The sequence below is a fragment of the Marinomonas sp. UCMA 3892 genome, from assembly GCF_012726345.1.
Taxonomy (GTDB): domain Bacteria; phylum Pseudomonadota; class Gammaproteobacteria; order Pseudomonadales; family Marinomonadaceae; genus Marinomonas.
Window position 1 is genome coordinate 56365 of record NZ_PTXN01000001.1, and the last position, 20059, is coordinate 76423.

The 20059-nt window shown below is 43.5% G+C and carries 23 protein-coding genes; 9 read left to right on the forward strand and 14 right to left on the reverse strand.

Going from position 1 to position 20059, the window contains the following annotated elements:
• Window positions 1–95 precede the first annotated feature (95 nt).
• From B6N13_RS00275 to B6N13_RS00290, 4 genes are all read left to right on the forward strand, one after another.
• Complete coding sequence (locus B6N13_RS00275; protein WP_169458089.1) at window positions 96–542, forward strand: Rrf2 family transcriptional regulator; 447 nt, start codon at window positions 96–98, stop codon at window positions 540–542.
• A gap of 4 nt (window positions 543–546) precedes the next feature.
• Window positions 547–1236, forward strand: a complete 690-nt coding sequence (locus B6N13_RS00280; RefSeq protein WP_169458090.1) for a YafY family protein — start codon at window positions 547–549, stop codon at window positions 1234–1236.
• A 121-nt stretch (window positions 1237–1357) separates the two neighbouring features.
• Window positions 1358–1747 carry a VOC family protein gene (locus tag B6N13_RS00285; RefSeq protein WP_169458091.1) on the forward strand — a complete coding sequence of 130 codons (390 nt, stop codon included), beginning with the start codon at window positions 1358–1360 and terminating at the stop codon, window positions 1745–1747.
• A 227-nt stretch (window positions 1748–1974) separates the two neighbouring features.
• Complete coding sequence (locus B6N13_RS00290; RefSeq protein ID WP_169458092.1) at window positions 1975–2766, forward strand: class III extradiol ring-cleavage dioxygenase; 792 nt, start codon at window positions 1975–1977, stop codon at window positions 2764–2766.
• On the opposite strand, the gene B6N13_RS00295 is transcribed toward B6N13_RS00290, so the two are convergent.
• The 3 genes from B6N13_RS00295 to B6N13_RS00305 form a co-directional block, all read right to left on the reverse strand.
• Entirely contained in the window at window positions 2763–3098 is a 336-nt protein-coding gene (locus B6N13_RS00295) for a hypothetical protein (RefSeq protein WP_011978205.1), read from the reverse strand. The two genes, B6N13_RS00290 and B6N13_RS00295, sit on opposite strands and share 4 nt — an antisense overlap.
• A 120-nt stretch (window positions 3099–3218) precedes the next feature.
• A complete protein-coding gene (locus B6N13_RS00300) occupies window positions 3219–4100 on the reverse strand; it encodes a phytanoyl-CoA dioxygenase family protein (protein WP_169458093.1) in 882 nt (293 codons plus the stop codon).
• Window positions 4101–4217: 117 nt separating this feature from the next.
• A complete protein-coding gene (locus tag B6N13_RS00305) occupies window positions 4218–4871 on the reverse strand; it encodes a glutathione S-transferase family protein (RefSeq protein ID WP_169458094.1) in 654 nt (217 codons plus the stop codon).
• Between the two features lie 233 nt (window positions 4872–5104).
• Here B6N13_RS00305 and B6N13_RS00310 point away from each other — a divergent pair, with 233 nt between their 5' ends.
• On the forward strand, window positions 5105–5287 hold the full coding sequence (locus B6N13_RS00310; protein WP_169458095.1) for a hypothetical protein: 183 nt from the start codon (window positions 5105–5107) through the stop codon (window positions 5285–5287).
• A gap of 37 nt (window positions 5288–5324) precedes the next feature.
• Here B6N13_RS00310 and B6N13_RS00315 read toward each other — a convergent pair whose 3' ends face one another.
• Entirely contained in the window at window positions 5325–6233 is a 909-nt protein-coding gene (locus B6N13_RS00315; protein WP_169458096.1) for a LysR family transcriptional regulator, read from the reverse strand.
• Between the two features lie 182 nt (window positions 6234–6415).
• Here B6N13_RS00315 and B6N13_RS00320 point away from each other — a divergent pair, with 182 nt between their 5' ends.
• Window positions 6416–7144 carry an SDR family oxidoreductase gene (locus B6N13_RS00320; RefSeq protein WP_169458097.1) on the forward strand — a complete coding sequence of 243 codons (729 nt, stop codon included), beginning with the start codon at window positions 6416–6418 and terminating at the stop codon, window positions 7142–7144.
• A gap of 322 nt (window positions 7145–7466) precedes the next feature.
• Window positions 7467–7649, forward strand: coding sequence for a hypothetical protein (locus B6N13_RS00325; protein ID WP_048813876.1), 183 nt, complete (start codon window positions 7467–7469; stop codon window positions 7647–7649).
• Between the two features lie 106 nt (window positions 7650–7755).
• On the opposite strand, the gene B6N13_RS00330 is transcribed toward B6N13_RS00325, so the two are convergent.
• From B6N13_RS00330 to B6N13_RS00355, 6 genes are all read right to left on the reverse strand, one after another.
• Window positions 7756–9480: an ABC transporter substrate-binding protein gene (locus B6N13_RS00330; protein WP_011978208.1), complete on the reverse strand. Its 1725-nt coding sequence runs from the start codon at window positions 9478–9480 to the stop codon at window positions 7756–7758.
• Between the two features lie 104 nt (window positions 9481–9584).
• Complete coding sequence (locus tag B6N13_RS00335; protein WP_011978209.1) at window positions 9585–9857, reverse strand: DUF2160 domain-containing protein; 273 nt, start codon at window positions 9855–9857, stop codon at window positions 9585–9587.
• An 11-nt stretch (window positions 9858–9868) separates the two neighbouring features.
• Entirely contained in the window at window positions 9869–10762 is an 894-nt protein-coding gene (locus B6N13_RS00340; RefSeq protein ID WP_248280178.1) for a carbohydrate ABC transporter permease, read from the reverse strand.
• Window positions 10763–10771: 9 nt separating this feature from the next.
• Window positions 10772–11641, reverse strand: a complete 870-nt coding sequence (locus tag B6N13_RS00345) for a sugar ABC transporter permease (RefSeq protein WP_011978211.1) — start codon at window positions 11639–11641, stop codon at window positions 10772–10774.
• Window positions 11631–12785, reverse strand: a complete 1155-nt coding sequence (locus tag B6N13_RS00350; RefSeq protein ID WP_169458098.1) for an ABC transporter ATP-binding protein — start codon at window positions 12783–12785, stop codon at window positions 11631–11633. The genes B6N13_RS00345 and B6N13_RS00350 overlap by 11 nt, the downstream gene beginning before the upstream one ends.
• 2 nt (window positions 12786–12787) lie before the next feature.
• Window positions 12788–13876 (reverse strand): ABC transporter ATP-binding protein, encoded by a 1089-nt coding sequence (locus tag B6N13_RS00355; protein ID WP_169458099.1) that lies wholly within the window; start codon window positions 13874–13876, stop codon window positions 12788–12790.
• Window positions 13877–14191: 315 nt separating this feature from the next.
• On the opposite strand from B6N13_RS00355, the gene B6N13_RS00360 reads away from it, so the two are divergent.
• Complete coding sequence (locus tag B6N13_RS00360; protein ID WP_211172722.1) at window positions 14192–16183, forward strand: sigma-54-dependent Fis family transcriptional regulator; 1992 nt, start codon at window positions 14192–14194, stop codon at window positions 16181–16183.
• Between the two features lie 54 nt (window positions 16184–16237).
• Here B6N13_RS00360 and B6N13_RS00365 read toward each other — a convergent pair whose 3' ends face one another.
• Both B6N13_RS00365 and B6N13_RS00370 read right to left on the reverse strand, forming a co-directional pair.
• A complete protein-coding gene (locus B6N13_RS00365) occupies window positions 16238–16639 on the reverse strand; it encodes a RidA family protein (RefSeq protein WP_011978215.1) in 402 nt (133 codons plus the stop codon).
• A 99-nt stretch (window positions 16640–16738) separates the two neighbouring features.
• The gene (locus B6N13_RS00370) at window positions 16739–17626 is read right to left on the reverse strand and encodes a LysR family transcriptional regulator (RefSeq protein ID WP_169458100.1); all 888 of its coding nucleotides are present in this window, start codon (window positions 17624–17626) and stop codon (window positions 16739–16741) included.
• 111 nt (window positions 17627–17737) lie between these two features.
• Between B6N13_RS00370 and B6N13_RS00375 the strand changes: the two genes are divergently transcribed.
• On the forward strand, window positions 17738–18265 hold the full coding sequence (locus B6N13_RS00375; RefSeq protein WP_169458101.1) for a hypothetical protein: 528 nt from the start codon (window positions 17738–17740) through the stop codon (window positions 18263–18265).
• A gap of 166 nt (window positions 18266–18431) precedes the next feature.
• Here the strand turns inward: B6N13_RS00375 and B6N13_RS00380 are convergent, their stop codons facing one another.
• Complete coding sequence (locus B6N13_RS00380) at window positions 18432–18845, reverse strand: hypothetical protein (RefSeq protein WP_169458102.1); 414 nt, start codon at window positions 18843–18845, stop codon at window positions 18432–18434.
• 51 nt (window positions 18846–18896) lie between these two features.
• The gene (locus B6N13_RS00385) at window positions 18897–19544 is read right to left on the reverse strand and encodes a hypothetical protein (protein ID WP_011978219.1); all 648 of its coding nucleotides are present in this window, start codon (window positions 19542–19544) and stop codon (window positions 18897–18899) included.
• Between the last annotated feature and the right edge of the window lie 515 nt (window positions 19545–20059).

The window sequence follows — 20059 nt, forward strand, 5'->3', positions numbered from 1 at the left end:
TTACATGAAATATTAAAGTCAACTCACGACACTTTTAATGTTTCATGATAATCTGAGTTAGAATATACATATTGTTATTCGCCATGAGATTCTTGATGAGAAAAGACAGCCGTTTATCCCGCATGTTGCATGTACTGATTCACATGAATCAGCTGGATGCGCCTGCCACTTCCGAAAAAATTGCCAGTATGCTCAATACCAACCCTGTTGTAGTGCGTAGAACCATGGCTGGTTTGCGAGACAAAGGTTATGTCTCATCTGTTAAAGGTCATGGCGGCGGTTGGTCATTGGCCATATCCTTGTCTGATATCACCTTGTTAGATATCCATAATGCTATTGGCGAAAGCTCAGTGTTTACCATTGGACTGTCTGATGAACATACGTCATGCCCGATTGAAATAGCCGTTAACCAAGCTATTAGTGATGTATTGATTGAAGCCGAAGCATTATTGCTAGAACGCTTTCGAGACGTAACATTAGATATGTTAGCCGTTGGCTTTGCGGATTATCCACTTAATCAGCAAGCCTCTAGCGGAGAGTAACAAAGTGGTTCGTTCACAGCGTTTGCTTACTTTAATTGGTTTATTGCGTAGCCATCGATATCCGGTGTCTGGGAAAACGTTGGCTGAAAAACTCAATGTAAGTTTGCGGACTTTGTATCGAGACATTGCCTCCTTGCAAGAGCAAGGTGCGAATATTGAAGGCGAAGCGGGCGTGGGCTACGTGCTCAAGCCGGGTTTTCTGCTGCCACCCTTGATGTTCACCGAAGAAGAAATCGAAGCCTTGGTGCTTGGAGCCCGTTGGGTTACACAACGGACGGATAACCAATTAAGTAATGGCGCGCAAAACGCCTTGAATAAAATTGCTTCGGTACTGCCCGCAGAATTAAAAGACATTTTAGATGATACCTCCTTGCTGATCGGTCCAGGCAAAGAGTCGGCCACAGATACGGTGGATATGGCCGAAGTTCGCCAAGCGATTCGAGATGAAAAGATTCTCTCCATTGAGTATCGAGATTTAAAAGGCAAGCAGTCTCAGCGTCGAATCTGGCCATTTGCCTTGGGTTATTTTGATGAGGTTCGGGTGTTAGTGGCTTGGTGTGAACTGCGCCAAGAAATTCGTAATTTTCGGACAGATAGAATCTTATCTTGTGAGTTAATCAATACGCGTTACGCAACGCCTCGTCATGTATTGCTTAAACTATGGCGTGAGACATTGGGCAACAAACCTTCCTAATTCATTTACTACTGACAAGATCTGACACTCCGCTTGTTTATTCTCACTTTATCGGGCCAAAGCTTGATGAGAAGTACTAAACTTTTAACGTGAAATATAAACAGCGAATAGGATTATCAGTATGGATCTTTCAAATTTCACCATCTTATATGTCGACAATGTACAACGCAGCGTGAATTTTTATCGCCCTTTATTTGAGCGCGAACCGGTAGAAGCTACCGAAAGCTTTGCTTTGTTTGTTTCGGAAACGGGCGCGAAGTTTGGTCTGTGGGTACGAGAAGATGTTTTGCCAACCGCTACGGATGTGCCCGCGGGCAGTATGGAAGTCGCGCTTTCTCTTGATAATTTAATTACTTTGCAAATTCACTATATCAAGTGGCGAGAGTTGGGCGTCGACATTATTCAAGAGCCAACAGTGATGGATTTCGGGACGACTTTTACAGCGCTTGATCCAGATGGTCATCGATTACGTGTGTACACCTACGAAAAAGCCGAGCAAGAGAAAGTCTAATGGCTGAGAAGTTACCTTCATAAATCAAATGATGAAGGTTTTCTTTTTTTAATCTAAAAGAAACTCAAATAGTCTTTTTTCTTGGATTATTGATTAAAATGAAATGATGGGTTAACTGGATGCATATTGATCAAGTTGAGCTGCAACCCTAAACTGATCACATCAAATAAAGCCAATTCAGTTTTTAGCGAATTGGCTAATTATTCTAGTTTTAGAGGTGAACAACTATGTTACCCACGTATTTTATTTCCCACGGTGGCGGCCCTTGGCCTTATATCCCAGACATGCGAGCCATGTTTTCTAATCTTGAAGCGTCTTTGGTTCGCATGACGGAAGAATTGCCTGAAAAACCAAAAGCGATTTTGATGATTTCAGGTCACTGGGAGCGCAAAACCTTTGGTGTTCAGTCTAACTCTGCACCGGGCATGGAATACGACTATTACGGTTTTCCGGCTCATACCTATGAAGTGAAATATCAAGCACCTGGTGCTCCAGACGTGGCCGCTCGCGTAGCTGAACTGATTAAAGGGGCCGGTTTTCCAGTAGATTTGGATGATAAAAAGGGCTTCGACCATGGTGCCTTTGCGCCAATGGCCGTGATGTACCCAGAAGAAGACATGCCGCTGATTCAGTTGTCCCTTAAATCGAACCTAGATCCAGAAGAACACCTAGCATTAGGGCGAGCATTGGCTCCATTGCGTGAAGAGGGTGTGCTGATTGTGGGGAGTGGTTTGAGTTTTCATAACCTTGGGTTAAGAGGCCCACAAGCCATCAAACCTTCTAATGCCTTTGATGCTTGGTTACAGGAAACCTTATTAGAAACGGCTCCGACAGAACGCAGTGCAAATTTGGTTGAGTGGGACAAAGCGCCGTATGCGCGAATTTGTCATCCAAGAGAAGATCATCTAATCCCTCTCATGGTGGCTCTTGGTGCCGCCGAAGATGGCAAAGCCACCTGTGTTTATCATGACGAAGGATTGTTTGGTGGTTGGACGGCCTCTAGTTTTCGTTTTGATTAAACGCTCTTAGGCTTTTTAGTCGCGTATTTTTTGGTGGCTCTGGATCGAAAGCCTGATCTAGCGCCAACCTGTTTGATTCGACCTTTCATCTCCAGCATGGCGATTTTGACTTTTTTGTTCGAAGCCGCCAGCCCCTTTAATTGCTCAATTTCTTTTAATGCCTCGGCAAATTGTTTCTGCTTCAGCAAGATGTCCACAATGGCCTGCATGTGACTGACTACTTCAGTGTGATCTTGTTCAAAGGTAGATAAGCTGACGGCAAATGCCTTTCGATTTTGTTCTAAGGATTCTGTGGGTTGCTCTAATGGATCTGTCTGTGTGAATGTGGCCATGAATACCTTACAAATAGTGAGTTGCGTCAGCCTTGTATTTTACTGAGAAATTCTAGCGAGTGCCTTTGTTATTCTTTGTTTGAGTCAAAAAGACTCGCTAGATGTTGATGGTGGCCGATATCATTGGCGTCTAAAATCGATCCGTAATAATTGTCGAGGAAGGCCAGAAACATTGGCGGAAAAAGTGTGAAGACAGCGTGGATCAAACACAATAATGTCGCCAGCGACGCCGGTTAAGGTGACCGCTTTTTGTTCAATATCATCCAGTGTACTGCCTTCTTTCATGAAGCGCTGGATGCGTTTATCAGCAGAGTCTTCCTTTAGCAGTGCCTGAAACCAAGGATCTTGTTGAATAAGAGGTTCTAACACCTGATCCATAGGTAAGAGTTTTACGTCTTTTGGGCTTTCAAAGAGTCCGCTATTAACAGATTTAAACGCGTCTATGAGCGCCTCGTTATGGCATGTTCCAAGTGTGTTTGCGAGGGAGGCTATACGGCGATGGGAGCCAGAAACGACGCTTGTTGCGCCCATTTCTGTTCTCACCTCATCGAGAAATACAAAGACAAACAGGCTCCAAGGATCGGCATCTCCGACAACCGTTGGTTCATCATTATGCCAAGATTTATGAGGCACATTCCAAGCCGATTCTGAGCCCGGAAAGCTCAATAAAGAATACCAAAGGTCGAGTGGTTGCCAAGATTGAGCGCCGAATACCTGATCAATAGCCGATTGAATTTCGCCTTCAATCTCATCTAATTTACCTGAGGCTTTGAGGTCTCGCATAATCGACCCCATTCCGTTTAGGCGCTTTGCACGAGCGTCTCCGATAGGATTGCTTGGGTTGGCAAACCATGTACTGGGTTCGTCGATATCAATGTTAAATTTGTGTTTTACTTCTTGCCAAAGAGAGCTTTGCACTTCGACAATTTTTTCCATATCGATGACATTGGAAAGCTTAAGAACACCCTTGTTCCGGAAGTCTTCTCGTTTAGATAATATCATCGAATTGATATCCCTTTCAGTGTTAGTGTCTTAGTGATTTTTATCTTAGACACATAATACCATTAGCCTTTGTTGAAAGAAGTCCTGTCATTAGAAAAAGCATGTTTCACAAAAGCATTAAACCGCTTCGCCTGTTTCAGCTTGAGAGACTATTTCCACTTCTGCCACAGAATCTTTAAACCAAGCTTGCATATCTGGGTGCGCTAGCATGGTTTTGCAGTAGGCGCTGGCGGCGTCTGACAGTGTGATTCCGTAGGTTGAAAAACGAAAGACAACAGGAGCAAAGAATACGTCAGCTAAGCTAAAAGTACCGAATAAGTAGTCGCCATTTTGGGCGTGTTTGCTGCGTAAATCGGACCAGAGGGCGTCTAGGTTAGCGACTTCCTTTTGCGCATTATTACTGAGCTCAACACGACGTTTCGCACGACAATTCATTGGCATTTCGTTACGAATACCAAATAATCCAGAGTGCATGTCGGCCACAATAGAACGTGCTATGGCACGGCTATTTTTGTCTTCGGGCCACCCTGTACCATCCAAATAGTTTTCATTGATGTATTCGCAAATGGCGAGAGAATCCCACACGCTCAGATCGTCATCCACTAAAACTGGCACTTTACCGGCGGGTGAATATTTGGCAAGTTCGCTATGAAACTCCTCACTAAACAGGCTGAGCTTTATTTCTTCAAATGGAATGTTAAAAGCTTTTAACGCCAACCAACCCCGTAACGACCAAGATGAGTAATTTTTATTTCCTATGATCAGTTTCATTATGCAAGGCTCCTTATTGGTGTCTGGTTCAATGTCTCTTTTTTTATAGCGCTCATTGTTGCAGTTTGTTTTTGTAATGACTAACGAATAGTTGAGCTGATTAATATTTTTTCTGAAAAGATAAGGTTAGTGATCTTTGAATAGTGAAAATCACCGTCATGATTTTGTAAGGCTGGGGGTTGAGTGAAAAGTACTTTGTTATGCTTGCCCATTCGAAGAATGAGGAGCTAAAAATGAGAGCCACTTTACTGATTATTGCCGTCAGCTTGGTATCGTTAACTGGTTGCGAGATAAACCGAGTAGGCGGAAAATTTGCTGGTATTGATATTGAAGCCAAAAGTGAAGGTGCGCATCAAGATGGCGGTAAAAACGGAGCATTTTGTCCGCCTGGTCAAGCTAAAAAAGGCAGTTGTTAGTTTTCTATTACGCCAGATAAGCATTTCAACTCATGCACTAATCAAATTTGAGTCTTTGCGAAAGGGCCTCCCAGATGCTGCTGGAGGCGCGACTGCGGTAGTTTTTTCCTAGACAAACAAGGTTGATTGGTTGGTTATCTGGATGTTGCCATTCGGTTAAGATTGGCACCAATTGTCGACTTTCGATTTCCGCTTTGATCAACAGAGGGTCGATCATAATAATGCCCAAACCAAGTCGTGCCATTTCCACTAAAGCGCGGCTGTCATCAGTACTTAGTTCAGTGTTTACAGGGATGCTTTTAATCTTGTTATCTGTTTGGCGAAAAGGCCAATGATCTAGGGTGATATTATTGTTTTTAAAGACAATACATTGATGTTCAGTAAGTTCATCTGGGTGTAGAGGAATGCCCTGCTTTTGGAGATAGTCTGGGCTTGCATACCAGCCCCAGCGCTTTTCTCCTATCTTTCTTGCGACTAAAGATGAATCTGGTAAATGGCCGATACGGATGGCAATGTCGATCTCTTGTTCTATCAAATCTACATACTCATCGCTCAGGCAAAGTTCCAATGAAATAGCTGGATAGGCGTTTCGCAGAGTGCTGATTAAGGGTAAGAGAAAATGCTGACCAATCAATGATGAACAGCTGATTTTGACTTTACCAGAAGGTTTAGTTTCATGTTCATCTATGACTCGTTGAGAATCTTCTAGTAATTTATTTAATGGGGCTGATGCGACTAATAAAGCGCGCCCTGCCTCGGTGAGACTCAGTTGACGTGTACTTCTTTGAATCAGGCGTTGGCCAATTTTATCTTCAAGTTGTTGGATCTTTTTACTCACCGAAGATCGCGGTAAACCATATTTTGTCGCCGCGGCTTGAAAGCTGCCCAGACGAGCCACGTTTTGGAACAAATACAAATGTGAAAGATGGTTATGCAGAGCGTCCATTGTGTTCACCGTACAGTCAAAAGCGAAAGAGTATAAGACAAAATAACACGAATAATTGTTTCTATAATAGAAACCAATTGTTTATTTTTTGGTATCTAATAAGAAACCATAGAGGGTAATAAGATGTTTGCATACTAAATCCTGTTCATCCTATCGGAGAGCACATCATTGGAGTAGATAACATGCAATCAAAAACCATCTTAATTACCGGCGCAACTTCTGGAATTGGTTTAGCCTTAGCAAAGAAGTGCGTAGCCTTGGGGAATCAAGTCATTATCACGGGACGAAATCAAACTAAGTTAGATCAGGTAGCATCGCAACTAGGGGTGAAAGCCTACTTGGCCGATAGTGCGGATTTGGCACAATTGGTATTACTAGGGGAAGCTTTGCAACAAGACGGTATTGTTTTGGATGGGGTAGTCCTTAATGCGGGGGTCTTTTATCCCAGTTCTTTTGTGGAAACCACAGCTGCAAATTTTGATGAAACGATAGGCATTAATACCAAGGGACCATTTTTTACCTTGCAGGCACTTTTGCCAAGCTTAGCGCAGCCTGCAAGTGTGGTGTTTATTTCTAGTATTGTTGTGACTAAAGGTTTTGCAGGCTGTTCAACGTATGCAGCCAGCAAAGCCGCATTTGAGGCGACAATCCGAGTGTTGAACATTGAATTAGCGGATCGTGGTATTCGCATAAACTCTATTCGCCCTGGTATTACGGCAACTGATATTCAGGCTAAAGCTGGAATGACGAAAGAGCAGGAAATGGCGTTATTTGAGAGTTTAAAGGCCACGCCAGTTGGTCGTGAATTAAACGCAGATGATCACCTTGGTGCTGCGTTATACCTTCTTGATGATGCGTCTCTTGCTTTGCGTAATGCCGTGATTGAAGTGGATGGTGGTTATACCCTGTAATAGAAAGTGGTTAATGTTATAAAAAACGAAAGCCATGATTAGCTTTCGTTTTTTATTTTGTTAGTCCATCCCATTGAAAAACATAGAATTTTATTGATGCCATCAAAGGCAATACTTAGAACAAGAGGATAAAAGCCTAACGATCTCATTTGCGTAGAGTAAACAAAGTGTAGGTGCTGTCTTCGCTGTATAAGGATGGTGAAACAACGGCTCCATTGATGATTGCTTCAATTTTTTACATAACTTTTCTTATTTATGACAGAGTAATTAGGAAAAGTTGTCTATGGTTAGAGGTCACCATGCATCTATGGAGAGAACCCGCATGAACAGAAAAGATGAGCGCATACAGCATTTAGTTAGTTTGCTCGAAAACTTAGAAAAAGTTTCGCTTCAGGATATTGCGCAAATACCACCGTCACAGCAGCATATATTGGCTGAAAAAATTGAAAGCTTACAGGATGAGTTAAAAGCCTTGATGTCGGACGATGAACCAATGACACATTAACTCGATTCTTCTATCTTTGTATCAAATACTTCTATCTAACTTTATCTACCTTCTCAAAAAAAGACCGGCCTAAGCCGGTCAAACGTTCAGAGAGTGTTGTGTGAGATTATTCCCAAGAACGAAGTAGGTCGTCGTAAGAAACCGTGACACCTTGTGGTTTCTCATTGGCCAATTTCGGTTTTGGTGCGCCAGGTTGAGCCAACCAGTAGGCTTCATCACGTGGCTTGTTCATTTTTGGTCCACAGATAGGTTGTACATTGGCGCGCTCTAAACGCTCCATGACTTTATCCTGCGCTGCGGCTAGACCATTAAGCGCTTCTTGTGGTGTTGCTTCTCCGCTTGCTGCTTGAGAAATATACTGCCACCAAAGCTGAGCGAGCTTAGGATAATCTGGTACGTTGATCCCAGTTGGCGACCACTCTTTACGCGCTGGCCCTTTGTAGAATTCAACCAAACCGCCCAATTTAGGCGCTGCAGCGGCCATTTCAGGTGAGTTGATATCGGATTCACGAATCGGTGTTAATCCCACTAATGTTTTCTTCAAAGAAACGGTTTTGGCCGTGGTGAACTGAGCGTACAACCAAGCTGCTAAGCGACGGTCTTCTGGTGTGGAGTTCATGAAAGTCCAAGCTCCAACGTCTTGATAACCTTTCTTCATACCTTCTTCCCAGTATGGCCCAACTGGAGAGGGAGCCATACGCCATTTTGGCGTGCCGTCTTCGTTGACAACAGGTAGGCCTTTGGCCGTCATGTCAGCGGTGAAAGCGGTGTACCAGAAGATTTGCTGAGCCACAGCACCTTGTGCTGGTACTGGGCCAGATTCAGAGAAGGTCATACCTTGCGCTTCTGGTGGTGCGTACTTACGTAACCAATCCACGTATTTGGTAGTGGCATAAACCGCAGCGGGTCCGTTGGTAGCACCACCACGGGACACACTTGAGCCAACCGGTGAACAGGCATCTTTGATACGAATCCCCCATTCATCCACAGGCAAACCATTCGGAATCCCTTTATCGCCCGCACCGGCCATAGAGAACCAAGCATCAGTGAAGCGCCAACCTAGAGAAGGGTCTTTTTTACCGTAATCCATGTGGCCATAAACACGCTCGCCGTCGATATTTTTCACCTTGTCTGTGAAGAACTCAGCGATGTCTTCATAAGCAGACCAGTTAACGGGAACGCCAAGGTCATAGCCATAGATGGATTTGAATTTCGCTTTTAGATCGGGGCGTGCAAACCAGTCAGCACGGAACCAATAAAGGTTGGCAAATTGCTGAGTGGGCAGTTGATAAAGTTTGCCATCTGGCCCTGTGGTGAAATCCAAACCAATAAAGTCAGCCAGATCTAAGGTTGGGGAGGTAAAATCTTTACCATCGCCTTGCATCATGTCAGAGATTGGCACCACTTTACCGTAACGGAAATGCGTACCGATCAAATCAGAGTCATTGACGTAAGCATCGTAAATATTACGGCCAGACTGCATTTGCGTTTGCAGTTTTTCGACCACATCGCCTTCTTGGATCAGGTCATGGTTGACTTTGATGCCAGTGATTTCGGTGAAGGCTTTTGCCAACACTTGAGACTCGTATTTGTGAGTCGTTAACGTCTCAGATGCCACGTTGATTTCCATACCACGGAATTTTTTCGCGGCTTCGGTGAACCAGTGCAACTCATCAAGCTGTTGTTGCTTGCTTAGAGTAGAAACGGTGAATTCAGTATCTACCCACTTTTCTGCTGCATCTGAATATGCGTCAGCCCATAACGTGGCTGAATGCATCATGACAGCAAAGGGTAAGGCGGCGAGTGCAATTTTTTTCTTATTGTAGTGCATGTTTTACCTCAACTAAGTTTGGTTTTTCTGTTTAAGTTTTTATATTTGGCTTCCTTGCCTTCTGTACCAGATGGTCCATCTGTGCTTACTGAGAGCGACGCTGACTAGCCCCAACGCATTAGGATAATCATCCAAAATGCACATAGGACGGTTGCCACCGCGATGTTCACATCCGTTAACGCAACGAATGCAAGGTGGATAAAAGCACTGCTAAGCAGGCCAATGAATAAGCGATCACCACGTGTAGTCGCCAGCGGCAAAAAGCCACGACGCTCTACACAAGGTGAGATCAGCTGCCATGTGGTCATACCAACTAAGATCACGGCAATACCGATAAAAAACAGGGCGGTAGGTAATGTCCAAGACATCCAAGCCATAATAATTCTCCTTACACTCGACCAAGGGCAAAGCCCTTCGCCACATGGTTACGAACGAAGTAAATGACCAACATCCCCGGTAGGATTGTCAGCACACCAGCTGCGGCGAGTAGCCCCCAATCCATCCCCGACGCAGAGACGGTTCGAGTCATGATGGCGGCGATGGGTTTGGCATCGACAGAGGTTAATGTCCGTGCCAACAGCAGCTCGACCCAAGAGAACATAAAGCAGAAGAAGGCCGTCACCCCGATCCCTGAACGAATCAATGGAATGAAGATGCGGACAAAAAATTTCGGGAACGAATAGCCATCGATATACGCCGTTTCGTCTATTTCTCGCGGTACGCCGCTCATAAAACCTTCCAAAATCCATACCGCCAATGGCACGTTGAACAGACAGTGCGCTAGCGCCACAGCAATATGTGTATCGAACAAACCCACTGACGAATACAGTTGGAAGAAAGGTAATAAGAACACGGCTGGCGGTGCCATGCGGTTAGATAGCAGCCAGAAGAACATGTGCTTATCGCCAATGAACTTATAGCGGCTAAAGGCATAAGCAGCAGGCAAGGCAACCACAAGGCTGATTACCATGTTCATGGAAACGTAGAAAATGGAGTTAACGTAACCCATATACCAGGTTGGGTCGCCAAAGATCTTGGCATAATTCGCTAAGGTGAAATTTTCAGGGAAGAAAGACAATCCGCTGAGAATTTCTGTATTGGTTTTGAATGACATGTTAACTAGCCAATAGATTGGTAGTAATAACAACACCACGTACAACACCAAGCCAAAGCGACCTCTAAGGTGAGCATTACGGGTTTTGCGTTCCGCTTTACTGTAGACCGGAGCCTGTTCTTTTTTTGCCGTGTTTTGGCGTGTCATTGTCGTATTTGATTGCGTCATGATCCGCTCCTACTTGTCTTTTTGCATGTTCATGATGGTGGTGTAGAACACCCAACACACGAGCAAGATGATTAAGAAATACACCAGCGAGAAAGCCGCCGCAGGACCAAGATCAAACTGACCGATGGCTTGCTGTACCAAGGACTGACTCAAGAAGGTGGTAGAGCTACCTGGGCCGCCACCGGTTAGTACAAACGGCTCGGTGTAAATCATGAAGGAATCCATAAAGCGCAATAACACACCAATAATCAGTACGTTAGTAAGCTTAGGTAGTTGGATATAGCGGAATACGGCCCAGCGTGATGCTTGGTCGATTCGCGCTGCTTGATAATAAACTTCAGGGATCGCCCGCAGACCGGAGTAGCACAGCAAGGCGACCAAAGGTGTCCAGTGCCACACGTCCATCAAGACCACGGTTAACCAAGCATCGGTAGGATCAGACGCGTAGTTGTAATCGACACCGATGCTGCTCATGAAGGCACCGAACAAACCGATGTCCGCACGGCCGAAGATTTGCCAAATGGTGCCTACCACGTTCCATGGAATCAGCAGGGGAATCGCCACCAAAATCAACGCCAAAGACGCGCCACGACCTTTGGTTGGCATCATCAAGGCCACGCAAATACCCAATGGCACTTCAATGATCAGAATGGTGAAGGAATAGATGAATTGGCGTAGCAAAGCTTCGTGCAAGCGGCTGTCTAGCATCACTTGCTTGAACCATTCTGTGCCAACAAAGTAGCGAGTATAAGGATCAAAAATATCCTGTACTGAATAGTTCACCACCGTCATCAGAGGAATGATGGCAGAGAAAGCTACGATGAGAAAAACAGGCAGAACAAGGAACCACGCCTTATTGTTTTCGACTTTAGTTTGCATGGCCAGTCTCCTTTTTTGGATCTTCTGAGTGGGCTTGATCACTTACATCAACCAGATACTCATCTACATAGACCTTAGTCCATTGCTCAGGGAAGCTTACGTAGATTTGCCCTGAAGGTACTTTCTGGTCTTCACTTAGGCGCGCTTTCATCACCTGCCCTTGGAATAAGAAAGATAGGATCTTGTATGTACCAAGGTCTTCCACATAATCCACATCGACTGAGAAAGCGTCGTCATTTTTGCCATCCCACACATGGACAAATTCAGGGCGAATCCCCAAGGTGACCTTGTTGGCACCCATGGCTTTTAAGCGCGTTAACATGGCGTCACTGACAGAAATTTCATGATCGCCAAACATCAGCGCTTCTTTTTCGCCTTGGCTTTTCAGTTCTGCTTCAAAAAAGTTCATACCTGGGCTACCGATAAAGTAGCCAACGAAGGTGTGGGCTGGGTTTTCGAATAACTCTCGTGGCGTGCCGAACTGGACGATTTGTCCGTTGTACATAACCGCGATTTTGTCGGCGAAAGTTGACGCTTCGAGCTGGTCGTGGGTCACATACACCATGGTGATGTTGAACTGCTCATGGATTTGCTTGAGCTTACGACGTAGTTTCCACTTCAACTGCGGGTCGATAACGGTGAGTGGTTCATCAAACAAAATCGCCGACACATCGTCACGAACTAAGCCGCGCCCCATGGATACTTTCTGTTTTTGATCCGCGGATAAACCCTTGGCTTTGCGCTTTAGTTGATCAGACAGCTCTAGAATTTCAGCAACTTCGTAAACTTTTGACTTCACCTTGTATTCCGGCACGCCAATATTGCGTAATGGAAAAGCCAAGTTATCGAACACTGTCATGGTGTCGTATACCACTGGGAACTGGAAAACCTGTGCGATATTGCGTTCTTCGGGTTTAAGCTCGTTCACACGTTTGCCATCGAACAAGACTTCCCCATGGGAAGGTTCCAGCAATCCTGAAATGATGTTCAGTAGGGTGGATTTTCCGCAGCCTGATGGACCGAGTAAGGCAAACGCGCCGCCTTGTTCCCATACGTGGGACATTTCGCGGATGGCGTAATCTTCTGGCTTGGTTGGGTTGTCAGTATAGGTATGCGCTAAGGCATTTAGAGTAATAGAAGCCATGATTATTGATCCCTCATTCTTGCTGGGGAATGCACCATCTTGCCTTGGGCGTCAAAGGCATAAAGCTTGTGCGTTGGAAAGTAGACCTTAATTTCTTGATCTACTTGGTAGGCATGAACACCAGATAGATGCAGCACCAAATCAAAATGTGGATTGTGAACATGTAGAAAGGTTTCAGAGCCACTGATTTCCGCTAAGTCGACTCGTACTGGTAGTTCTAAGTCATCATCAGAATGGGGAACCAAGCCGATGTGCGAGGCGCGCACACCAAACTGATATTCACCGGGCGTTAAGCGACGTAAATCGCTGTTTAAACGAAAATGTACGGTGTCGTCAAAGGTGACTTCTTCTTCGCTGACGCGGCCGGGTACCACATTGATAGGTGGTTCAGAAAACATTTCCGCGGTGATGATGTCTTTGGGCTGATGGTAAACCTCAGCGGTTGGTCCCATTTGCAGTAAACGCCCTTCGTTCAATACAGCTGTATTGCCACCCAAAGCTAAGGCTTCGTTAGGTTCGGTGGTGGCGTAAATGGCGATACAATTACGAGCTTTGAACAAGGCGCGCAATTCTTGGCGTAGCTCTTCGCGTAATTTGTAATCGAGGTTAACCAGTGGTTCATCGAACAAGATGATTTGCGAGTCTTTCACCAAGGCTCGCGCCATGGCTGTACGTTGTTGTTGACCACCAGACAATTGCAATGGCAAACGATCAAGAAAGGGGTCGATACGCAGCATGGCGGCGGTTTCACGCACACGGCGGTCGACTTCCTTTTCATCCATCTTGGCCAAACGCAGTGGCGAGGCGATGTTTTCGTACACCGTGAGGTTGGGGTAGTTGATGAACTGTTGGTACACCATGGAAATGTTGCGTTCGCGAACAGGAACACCTGTTACGTCCACCCCATTCATGAGGATTTTGCCTTTGGTTGGTCGATCAAGACCGGCCATTAGGCGCATAAGCGTGGTTTTGCCGGACAGTGTGCGGCCAAGCAAAACGTTGAAAGAGCCGGGTTCGAGGGACAAATTAACATTGTCGATCCACGTCTCGCCTTCAACAACGCGCGATACATTCTGCAGCGTCAGAGACATTGTAAGTACCTTTTTGTTGTTATTGTTTTTAGTGCCAATTCTTTCTAGCTTCTGAGAAGCTCAAAAATGAATGCACAGTAATCTTGTCTGTATGCGCTAAGTACTTACAAAAGCCATGCCAAAATTATTTTTATGTTCTTTATTAATTCTAAAATTTTGAAAAATAAAGATTTTATCGGTTTCTGTTAGTGTTTTTTATGGTTTTCACTTTCGAAAAAGGACTGTTCACGAGTGTTCAAAGTGTTTACAGTCTTGTAATTACAATGAACATTTCATGCACACTCTAGGGCTTTTTCCAGTGTGTTGGAGTTGGAAATGCAAGACGAAGAAAAGCAAAAACAACAAAAAAATGAGGCTGCAGCAGAGTCTGGTTTGACGCAAACGCATAAGGAACGAATTCAGGCGTCTTGGTATCGTTGTGAGCAGTTTGGCTTGGATCACAGCAGCCGTCCGGATTTTGCCACCCTGCCAAAGGGCACCTTGAATGATTTAATCGATCAACATCGAAGCTTGCTCGAAACCACTGAAAATGAAGTGCTGCCGTACTATGAAAATATTCTTAGTAATTCGGCGTGCATGATCGTTTTAGCAGACAGACAAGGTCATGTCCTCAACACATGGGGACAGCCTCGTTTTGGCAGTGCATCGCAACATGGCTTAGTTGGTGGAAACCAGTGGACTGAAATGGGCGTTGGCACTAATGCCATTGGTACGGCGTTGATTACAGGAGAGGCTATTCAGGTTGGTCGAGATGAGCATTTTTTACGAGCCAATCGCTTTATGGTTGGCTCGGCTTCGCCTATCTACAACACGAAGAACGATTTGGTTGGCGTGTTGGACATTTCCTCAGACGCTTATCTTCCACAAGATCATACCTTTGGCATGGTTAAGCTCATGTCATTGAGTGTGGAGAATCGACTGATATTTTCCGCTTTTCAACAAGAGCATTTCATTCTCAGTTTTAATACCAATGTGGTCAGTTTGGACAGTCATTGGTCTGGTATTTTGGTGCTTGATGAAAACGGCACGATTGTGTCGGCGAATCGTCGTGCAGAAGTGGTATTGGCACAGGATTTAGCCTTACTCAATATCAATCAAATATTTGATATTGAAATGCGTGAAATTAAACATCATCCCTATAGTTTGCCGATGAAGTTGATCGCCATGGGACGGTATCAATTTTATGTCAAAGTGATTCCTCCTGTGCAGCAAATAATGCGTATTCCTGATTTTCGTCAGCGTGCAGATTATGTTGCTCCTCCACAAGCAGAAGCCATTGTTATGAATGAAAAAAGTCCTCCAGTTGAAAAGGTGAAAAGACAGGAAAACGTGCCAATATCAACCATTCCCGATAACGTTATTCCTCTGGCAGAATTACAGCATGGCGACGAGCGAGTGGCGCGATTAGTACGCCAAGCCCATAAGATAATGGAGAAAGACATTCCTATCTTGATTCATGGTGAAACGGGGGCGGGGAAGGAAATTTTTGTGCGCAGTTTGCACTACCATAGTTCTCGCTCAAAAGAGATGTTGGTGGCGGTAAATTGTGCGGCAATTCCAGCTGAGCTGGTGGAGTCTGAACTTTTTGGTTATGAAAAAGGCGCATTTACTGGGGCACAAAATCGTGGCTCTATAGGCCTGATTCGTCGTGCCCATCACGGTACGCTATTTCTTGATGAAATTGGTGAAATGCCAATGGCGGTACAGTCCCGTTTGTTACGTGTTTTGCAAGAACGAGTGGTGACGCCGCTGGGCTCAACCGAAGCCTTTCCAGTGGATATCAAACTGATTTCTGCTACCAATCGAACTTTAAAAGATGAAGTGAAAGAAGGGCGTTTTCGTCAAGACTTATACTACCGAATTTCAGGTTTGAACATCGAATTGCCCGCATTACGAGAACGAATAGACAAAGCAGAACTAATCAAATACCTACATGAACGTTTACGCAAAGAAGAGCCTGGTCCTGCTTTGTCGCAAGCTATGCTGGATTTACTGGTGACTCATCCATGGCCGGGAAATATGCGCCAACTCGCTCATGTATTAAAAGTCGGCATGGCAATGGCCGATGAGGAAGAGTTGGAAGAATGGCATTTACCTGATGATTTCTTTGATGATCTTGATGTCATTACACAAGCAGATGATTCAGTGGAAGGAGGCTCTCAGAGAGAACAGGAAGAGCCACTAGAACAGTTGATTCCGCGATTACTGAATGAATTCAAAGGTAATGTTTCGCAAACCGCGAAAACAGCCGGTGTTAGTCGAAATACGGTTTATAAATATTCGAGGCCTAAAGGAAATGATGTCTAAGCTGATAATGTCGTTCCTGTTTTAAGCTCTGTGGTTAAAACAGGAATCGGAATATTATCGAGCGACTTTTGCGACCGCTTCAATTTCAATTAACGTCTCTGGAGAGGCTAAAGAGGCGACGCCAATTCCCGTTAATGCTGGGCGTGAAGTGCCTAATGTGCTGGCGATAATAGGGACAATTGCTTCCATATGGTCGGCAACCTCACCGCGAACGTAGACACGTAACTGCAAAATATTCTCGACTGAAGAATTTGCTGCTTTTAAAACCGTAATTAAGTGTTTTGCTGCATTGGCAGTTTGCGTTTTCATATCGTGATTATTGGTTTGAAAATCAGTGTCCCAATCGACTTGGCCTGAAATAAAAACCAACCCTGTGTCAGTATCGACCGTGGCTTGTGACATGCCAGTAGCTGTACCGTCATACAAAGATGGTGGGTTAATGCGTTTAATGGACATAATGACCTCTACATAGTGTTTAAAGTGACGCTAGAGTAGAGTTGAGTGGGTCGTTTGACTATAAAGCCTAGCTTGTTACCGATACAAGTTAAGGTCTCTTTAATTAGTAAACTTTTTCTGAATGCTATCCAGTAACCAGCTAATTAATAGATCATTTTTGGCATTTGGGTGATGGGCGGCTACGACTTGATAACCCGGTGGGTATTTTTCTAATGGAAGCTCAAATAGTCCTTCATACGGTAGAAGTCTAGAAGGAATGAATCCCACCATATCTGGATATTTTAAGATCTCTTTAGCCATATGAAAGGATGGGGCGGATACGGTAACTTGACGTGGAAAGCCTTGTTGTTCGAACCAAGTATCAGCAGAACCTATAAAACTACCAATGCCTGGCGAAACGATGACAAAGTCGTGTTTAGTTAATTGCTCTAGTGATAGGTCATGAGTACGTTTAATGGCTGTATTCGCTGTCACACATAAGTACTTCTCTGTAAATAATGGAGTGGAAATCAACCCTTCGGGAACATAGGCGCTGGTGGTAAAAACAAGGTCTATTGTGCCTAGATGGATTTTTTTGGTTAGATTGGCGTGTTCGATATTGGTAATGATCACTTTGATTTTTGGTGCATATTGTCTAAGTTCTTTAATTAGGTCTGTTACTATCACTTCTTGTGTGTAGTCTGTTGCACAGATAACCAAAGTCCTTTCTATTTGCTGTGGAGAAAGTGTCTTTGCCGGAGGGATGCTATTTATTTGAATCAATATCTGTTGAATGTGCGACTCTATCTCTTTGGCATAGGGCGTTGGAATCATTCCGTGGCCTGTTCTAACAAAGAGCTGATCGCCAAGAATGATTCTTAATTTTTTAAGTTGGAGACTGATAGCCTGTTGAGAAACGCTTAGATGTTCAGCAGCGACTGAAATATTGCTGAACTGATAGAGCGCATTTAATGTTCTAAGGTGATTTATTTCAAGTTTATCTATCATGCGCGTCTCGTTGGCTATTAGCGGTCTAAATAAGTTAGTAGATAGTATTAATAGCCGTTAATTGGTGGTTTTCAATGATCTTTCCGTTTAAAACACTCTGGAGTGAATGGTATGTTGCGTCAATGTCTCTTAGGAATTGTCTGTGTTTTGTTATTGGCATCTTGTAGTAGTTATTCTGTTAAAAATAAACAGGTGCCACAGAGCACAATCAGTTTACCTTTGCTGCATGGCTGGCATGAAGGCAAAGAAGTACTTTATATAACGACGGATGTTTCTGATCAGGCTGTGGCAAAAGCAAAAAATGCCAATTATGCGCCTCGTTTGCGTGACTCTGTGCCTTATTATCCTAAACCACCACAAGTGAAGACCGTGTTAGAGCGTGTGTATGCATTTCCGAATCAAGAGCAAGCGTGGAGCGTATTTGCTTCCGTTCCTGAACCATTGGGCTATGAGAGTCAAAATACGCATTACTCACCGCTTTGGTTGATGTACGTCGTGGTGTGGAAAGACCCAAGTAAGGCAACAGAGCTGAGGTCTGAAGAAGCAATTCTGACAGCGGAAGATCAGGGTTTGGTCACCATTGAAAGAACCGATATCGTGCTCAATTGTCCGGTTATTCCTTTTGTAAAAAAGAAATAAAAATGCGGCGTATAACACACACAAAACTAATTTTGGTCGTTTGATTTTTGCTGAGCTTCAAATAGCTGAGATCGATTTTGAATAGAAGGGGTTGAGGCGTTTTTCTATTATTAAGAAGATTAAAAGCACTACTCATTTATGAGTAGTGCTTTTAATAAGCTTTTAATTAAAGCGCGTCTTCTACAGTATCTTGTAGTGCTTTAGCGCGGTCTTCAATTTGATTTTCTGCATTGGCAATTGGTGAATGGTTTAATGTCAAAACACCATTGCTGTAAGAAGAATATTTATTAGCATTGCTGATGTCGCCAATGTTCTGAATAACAACTTTCTTCAGATCATCTTGGATTGCTTCTTGAGAGAAACTGTCTGCACACATTTTGCTAAATGCAATAATCATTGGCTCAAAGTAAATTTGAGTCCAAGTTTGGTTGTATAGGTGAGAGTAGTTGTCAACAGAGATACTATCCCAGTCAATTTCAATCTCAAATTCAAATTTAGCTGCGTCAAACACTTTCTTTTTAAGTGCTTCAAGATTATTTTCTTGAAAATCTCTAGCCGCTTTTTTCTCTTTAAGTCCCATGATCAATCCTTATTTTTGAGTTGAAAAGTACAAATTTAAAAAATTGAAAAATTAGAATGCGTCATTTATTCCATTTTCAATCTTTGTTTGAAGATCAGCGGGTAGCTCTTCTTCAAAATTGAATCTAACCAAAATAGTAGTATTTGTTTTTCTAAAACGAATACCATCTCTTGCTTCATTTTTTATATAAAAATCAGTTATTTGGCTAAGGTACTCTTTGCTGAAGTCATCACTGGCAACTTCCATTAAAGTGTCGCCCAGAGCTTCAAGAATGGCTTTGATTTTGTCGAGGTTGGCAGGTTTCACTTCATCGACAGTGAAGTTGAAATCAAGCGAGTGTGTTTTTTGAAGGGTCGACTTAAGCAGTGCTAAACAGTCTTCAACAGTGTCTGCTTTAAATGCGGACACTTGTTTAATTGGCTCTTGACCTAGTAGGAAACGTTCATGTTTTGCAAAGTCATAAATGGCAATGTTTACAATGCTGTCCGTATCAATAAAAGATATTTCATGTTCTTTGTCTGTGAGTAAAACAATTTTAAGCTCTGAATCAAACTTAACAAAGAAGCCTGAGTAACGATTATTGTATCTATCAGCAATTGTTATATGAAATTCTGTGCCATAGTCAGATTTACTTTGTTGAAATCTTTCTAATAACTGTTTAGGAGAGGATAAAACGATATCGTTAATATAGTTCTTCATAACTATCCATGTATTTTGAAATGTATAAACACTATTTTTCAAATGCAGTTTTCGACACGAAAATTCTAAGTGTAATTTTAAATAACTTGGAAAGATTTTACATCCCAAAAGTTAATAAAACAACACCTGAAATATGCATAAAATTCTCATCTTCGGTCATTTTTTTGTATTGGTGAAGTATTTGTTTGCAGTTCTTTGGGCTTCAAGCAGAGCCGAGCAAAGTAGAGTTGAGTTGTTAGCTTCTCAATACGGCGGTACCTTGATGATCTAAAAGTCAGGGCTTAGCACAATCGAAAGAACCAATATCGTGCTCAATTATCCGGTTATTTCATACTCTCTTTTTGATTAGCGTCCGATAAAATAGCGCTCTATCTAGGGTGTTATTACCTTCCAACAGCCTCTCTTACTCTTGCTTGAAAACTCCTATCTCAGAATATTGTTCGTTTTTTTATGAATAATATTCATGATTATTAAAATAAATTCATTTTTGTTCATGATTGTGATTGCGTATAACT

Bases quoted from the DNA above. Each gene is read 5' to 3' on its own strand.
- B6N13_RS00275 (WP_169458089.1), top strand. From the start codon at position 96: ATGAGAAAAGACAGCCGTTTATCCCGCATGTTGCATGTACTGATTCAC.
- B6N13_RS00285 (WP_169458091.1), top strand. From the start codon at position 1,358: ATGGATCTTTCAAATTTCACCATCTTATATGTCGACAATGTACAACGC.
- B6N13_RS00290 (WP_169458092.1), top strand. From the start codon at position 1,975: ATGTTACCCACGTATTTTATTTCCCACGGTGGCGGCCCTTGGCCTTAT.
- B6N13_RS00295 (WP_011978205.1), bottom strand. From the start codon at position 3,098: ATGGCCACATTCACACAGACAGATCCATTAGAGCAACCCACAGAATCC.
- B6N13_RS00300 (WP_169458093.1), bottom strand. From the start codon at position 4,100: ATGATATTATCTAAACGAGAAGACTTCCGGAACAAGGGTGTTCTTAAG.
- B6N13_RS00305 (WP_169458094.1), bottom strand. From the start codon at position 4,871: ATGAAACTGATCATAGGAAATAAAAATTACTCATCTTGGTCGTTACGG.
- B6N13_RS00310 (WP_169458095.1), top strand. From the start codon at position 5,105: ATGAGAGCCACTTTACTGATTATTGCCGTCAGCTTGGTATCGTTAACT.
- B6N13_RS00315 (WP_169458096.1), bottom strand. From the start codon at position 6,233: ATGGACGCTCTGCATAACCATCTTTCACATTTGTATTTGTTCCAAAAC.
- B6N13_RS00320 (WP_169458097.1), top strand. From the start codon at position 6,416: ATGCAATCAAAAACCATCTTAATTACCGGCGCAACTTCTGGAATTGGT.
- B6N13_RS00325 (WP_048813876.1), top strand. From the start codon at position 7,467: ATGAACAGAAAAGATGAGCGCATACAGCATTTAGTTAGTTTGCTCGAA.
- B6N13_RS00330 (WP_011978208.1), bottom strand. From the start codon at position 9,480: ATGCACTACAATAAGAAAAAAATTGCACTCGCCGCCTTACCCTTTGCT.
- B6N13_RS00335 (WP_011978209.1), bottom strand. From the start codon at position 9,857: ATGGCTTGGATGTCTTGGACATTACCTACCGCCCTGTTTTTTATCGGT.
- B6N13_RS00340 (WP_248280178.1), bottom strand. From the start codon at position 10,762: ATGACGCAATCAAATACGACAATGACACGCCAAAACACGGCAAAAAAA.
- B6N13_RS00345 (WP_011978211.1), bottom strand. From the start codon at position 11,641: ATGCAAACTAAAGTCGAAAACAATAAGGCGTGGTTCCTTGTTCTGCCT.
- B6N13_RS00350 (WP_169458098.1), bottom strand. From the start codon at position 12,785: ATGGCTTCTATTACTCTAAATGCCTTAGCGCATACCTATACTGACAAC.
- B6N13_RS00355 (WP_169458099.1), bottom strand. From the start codon at position 13,876: ATGTCTCTGACGCTGCAGAATGTATCGCGCGTTGTTGAAGGCGAGACG.
- B6N13_RS00360 (WP_211172722.1), top strand. From the start codon at position 14,192: ATGCAAGACGAAGAAAAGCAAAAACAACAAAAAAATGAGGCTGCAGCA.
- B6N13_RS00365 (WP_011978215.1), bottom strand. From the start codon at position 16,639: ATGTCCATTAAACGCATTAACCCACCATCTTTGTATGACGGTACAGCT.
- B6N13_RS00370 (WP_169458100.1), bottom strand. From the start codon at position 17,626: ATGATAGATAAACTTGAAATAAATCACCTTAGAACATTAAATGCGCTC.
- B6N13_RS00375 (WP_169458101.1), top strand. From the start codon at position 17,738: ATGTTGCGTCAATGTCTCTTAGGAATTGTCTGTGTTTTGTTATTGGCA.
- B6N13_RS00380 (WP_169458102.1), bottom strand. From the start codon at position 18,845: ATGGGACTTAAAGAGAAAAAAGCGGCTAGAGATTTTCAAGAAAATAAT.
- B6N13_RS00385 (WP_011978219.1), bottom strand. From the start codon at position 19,544: ATGAAGAACTATATTAACGATATCGTTTTATCCTCTCCTAAACAGTTA.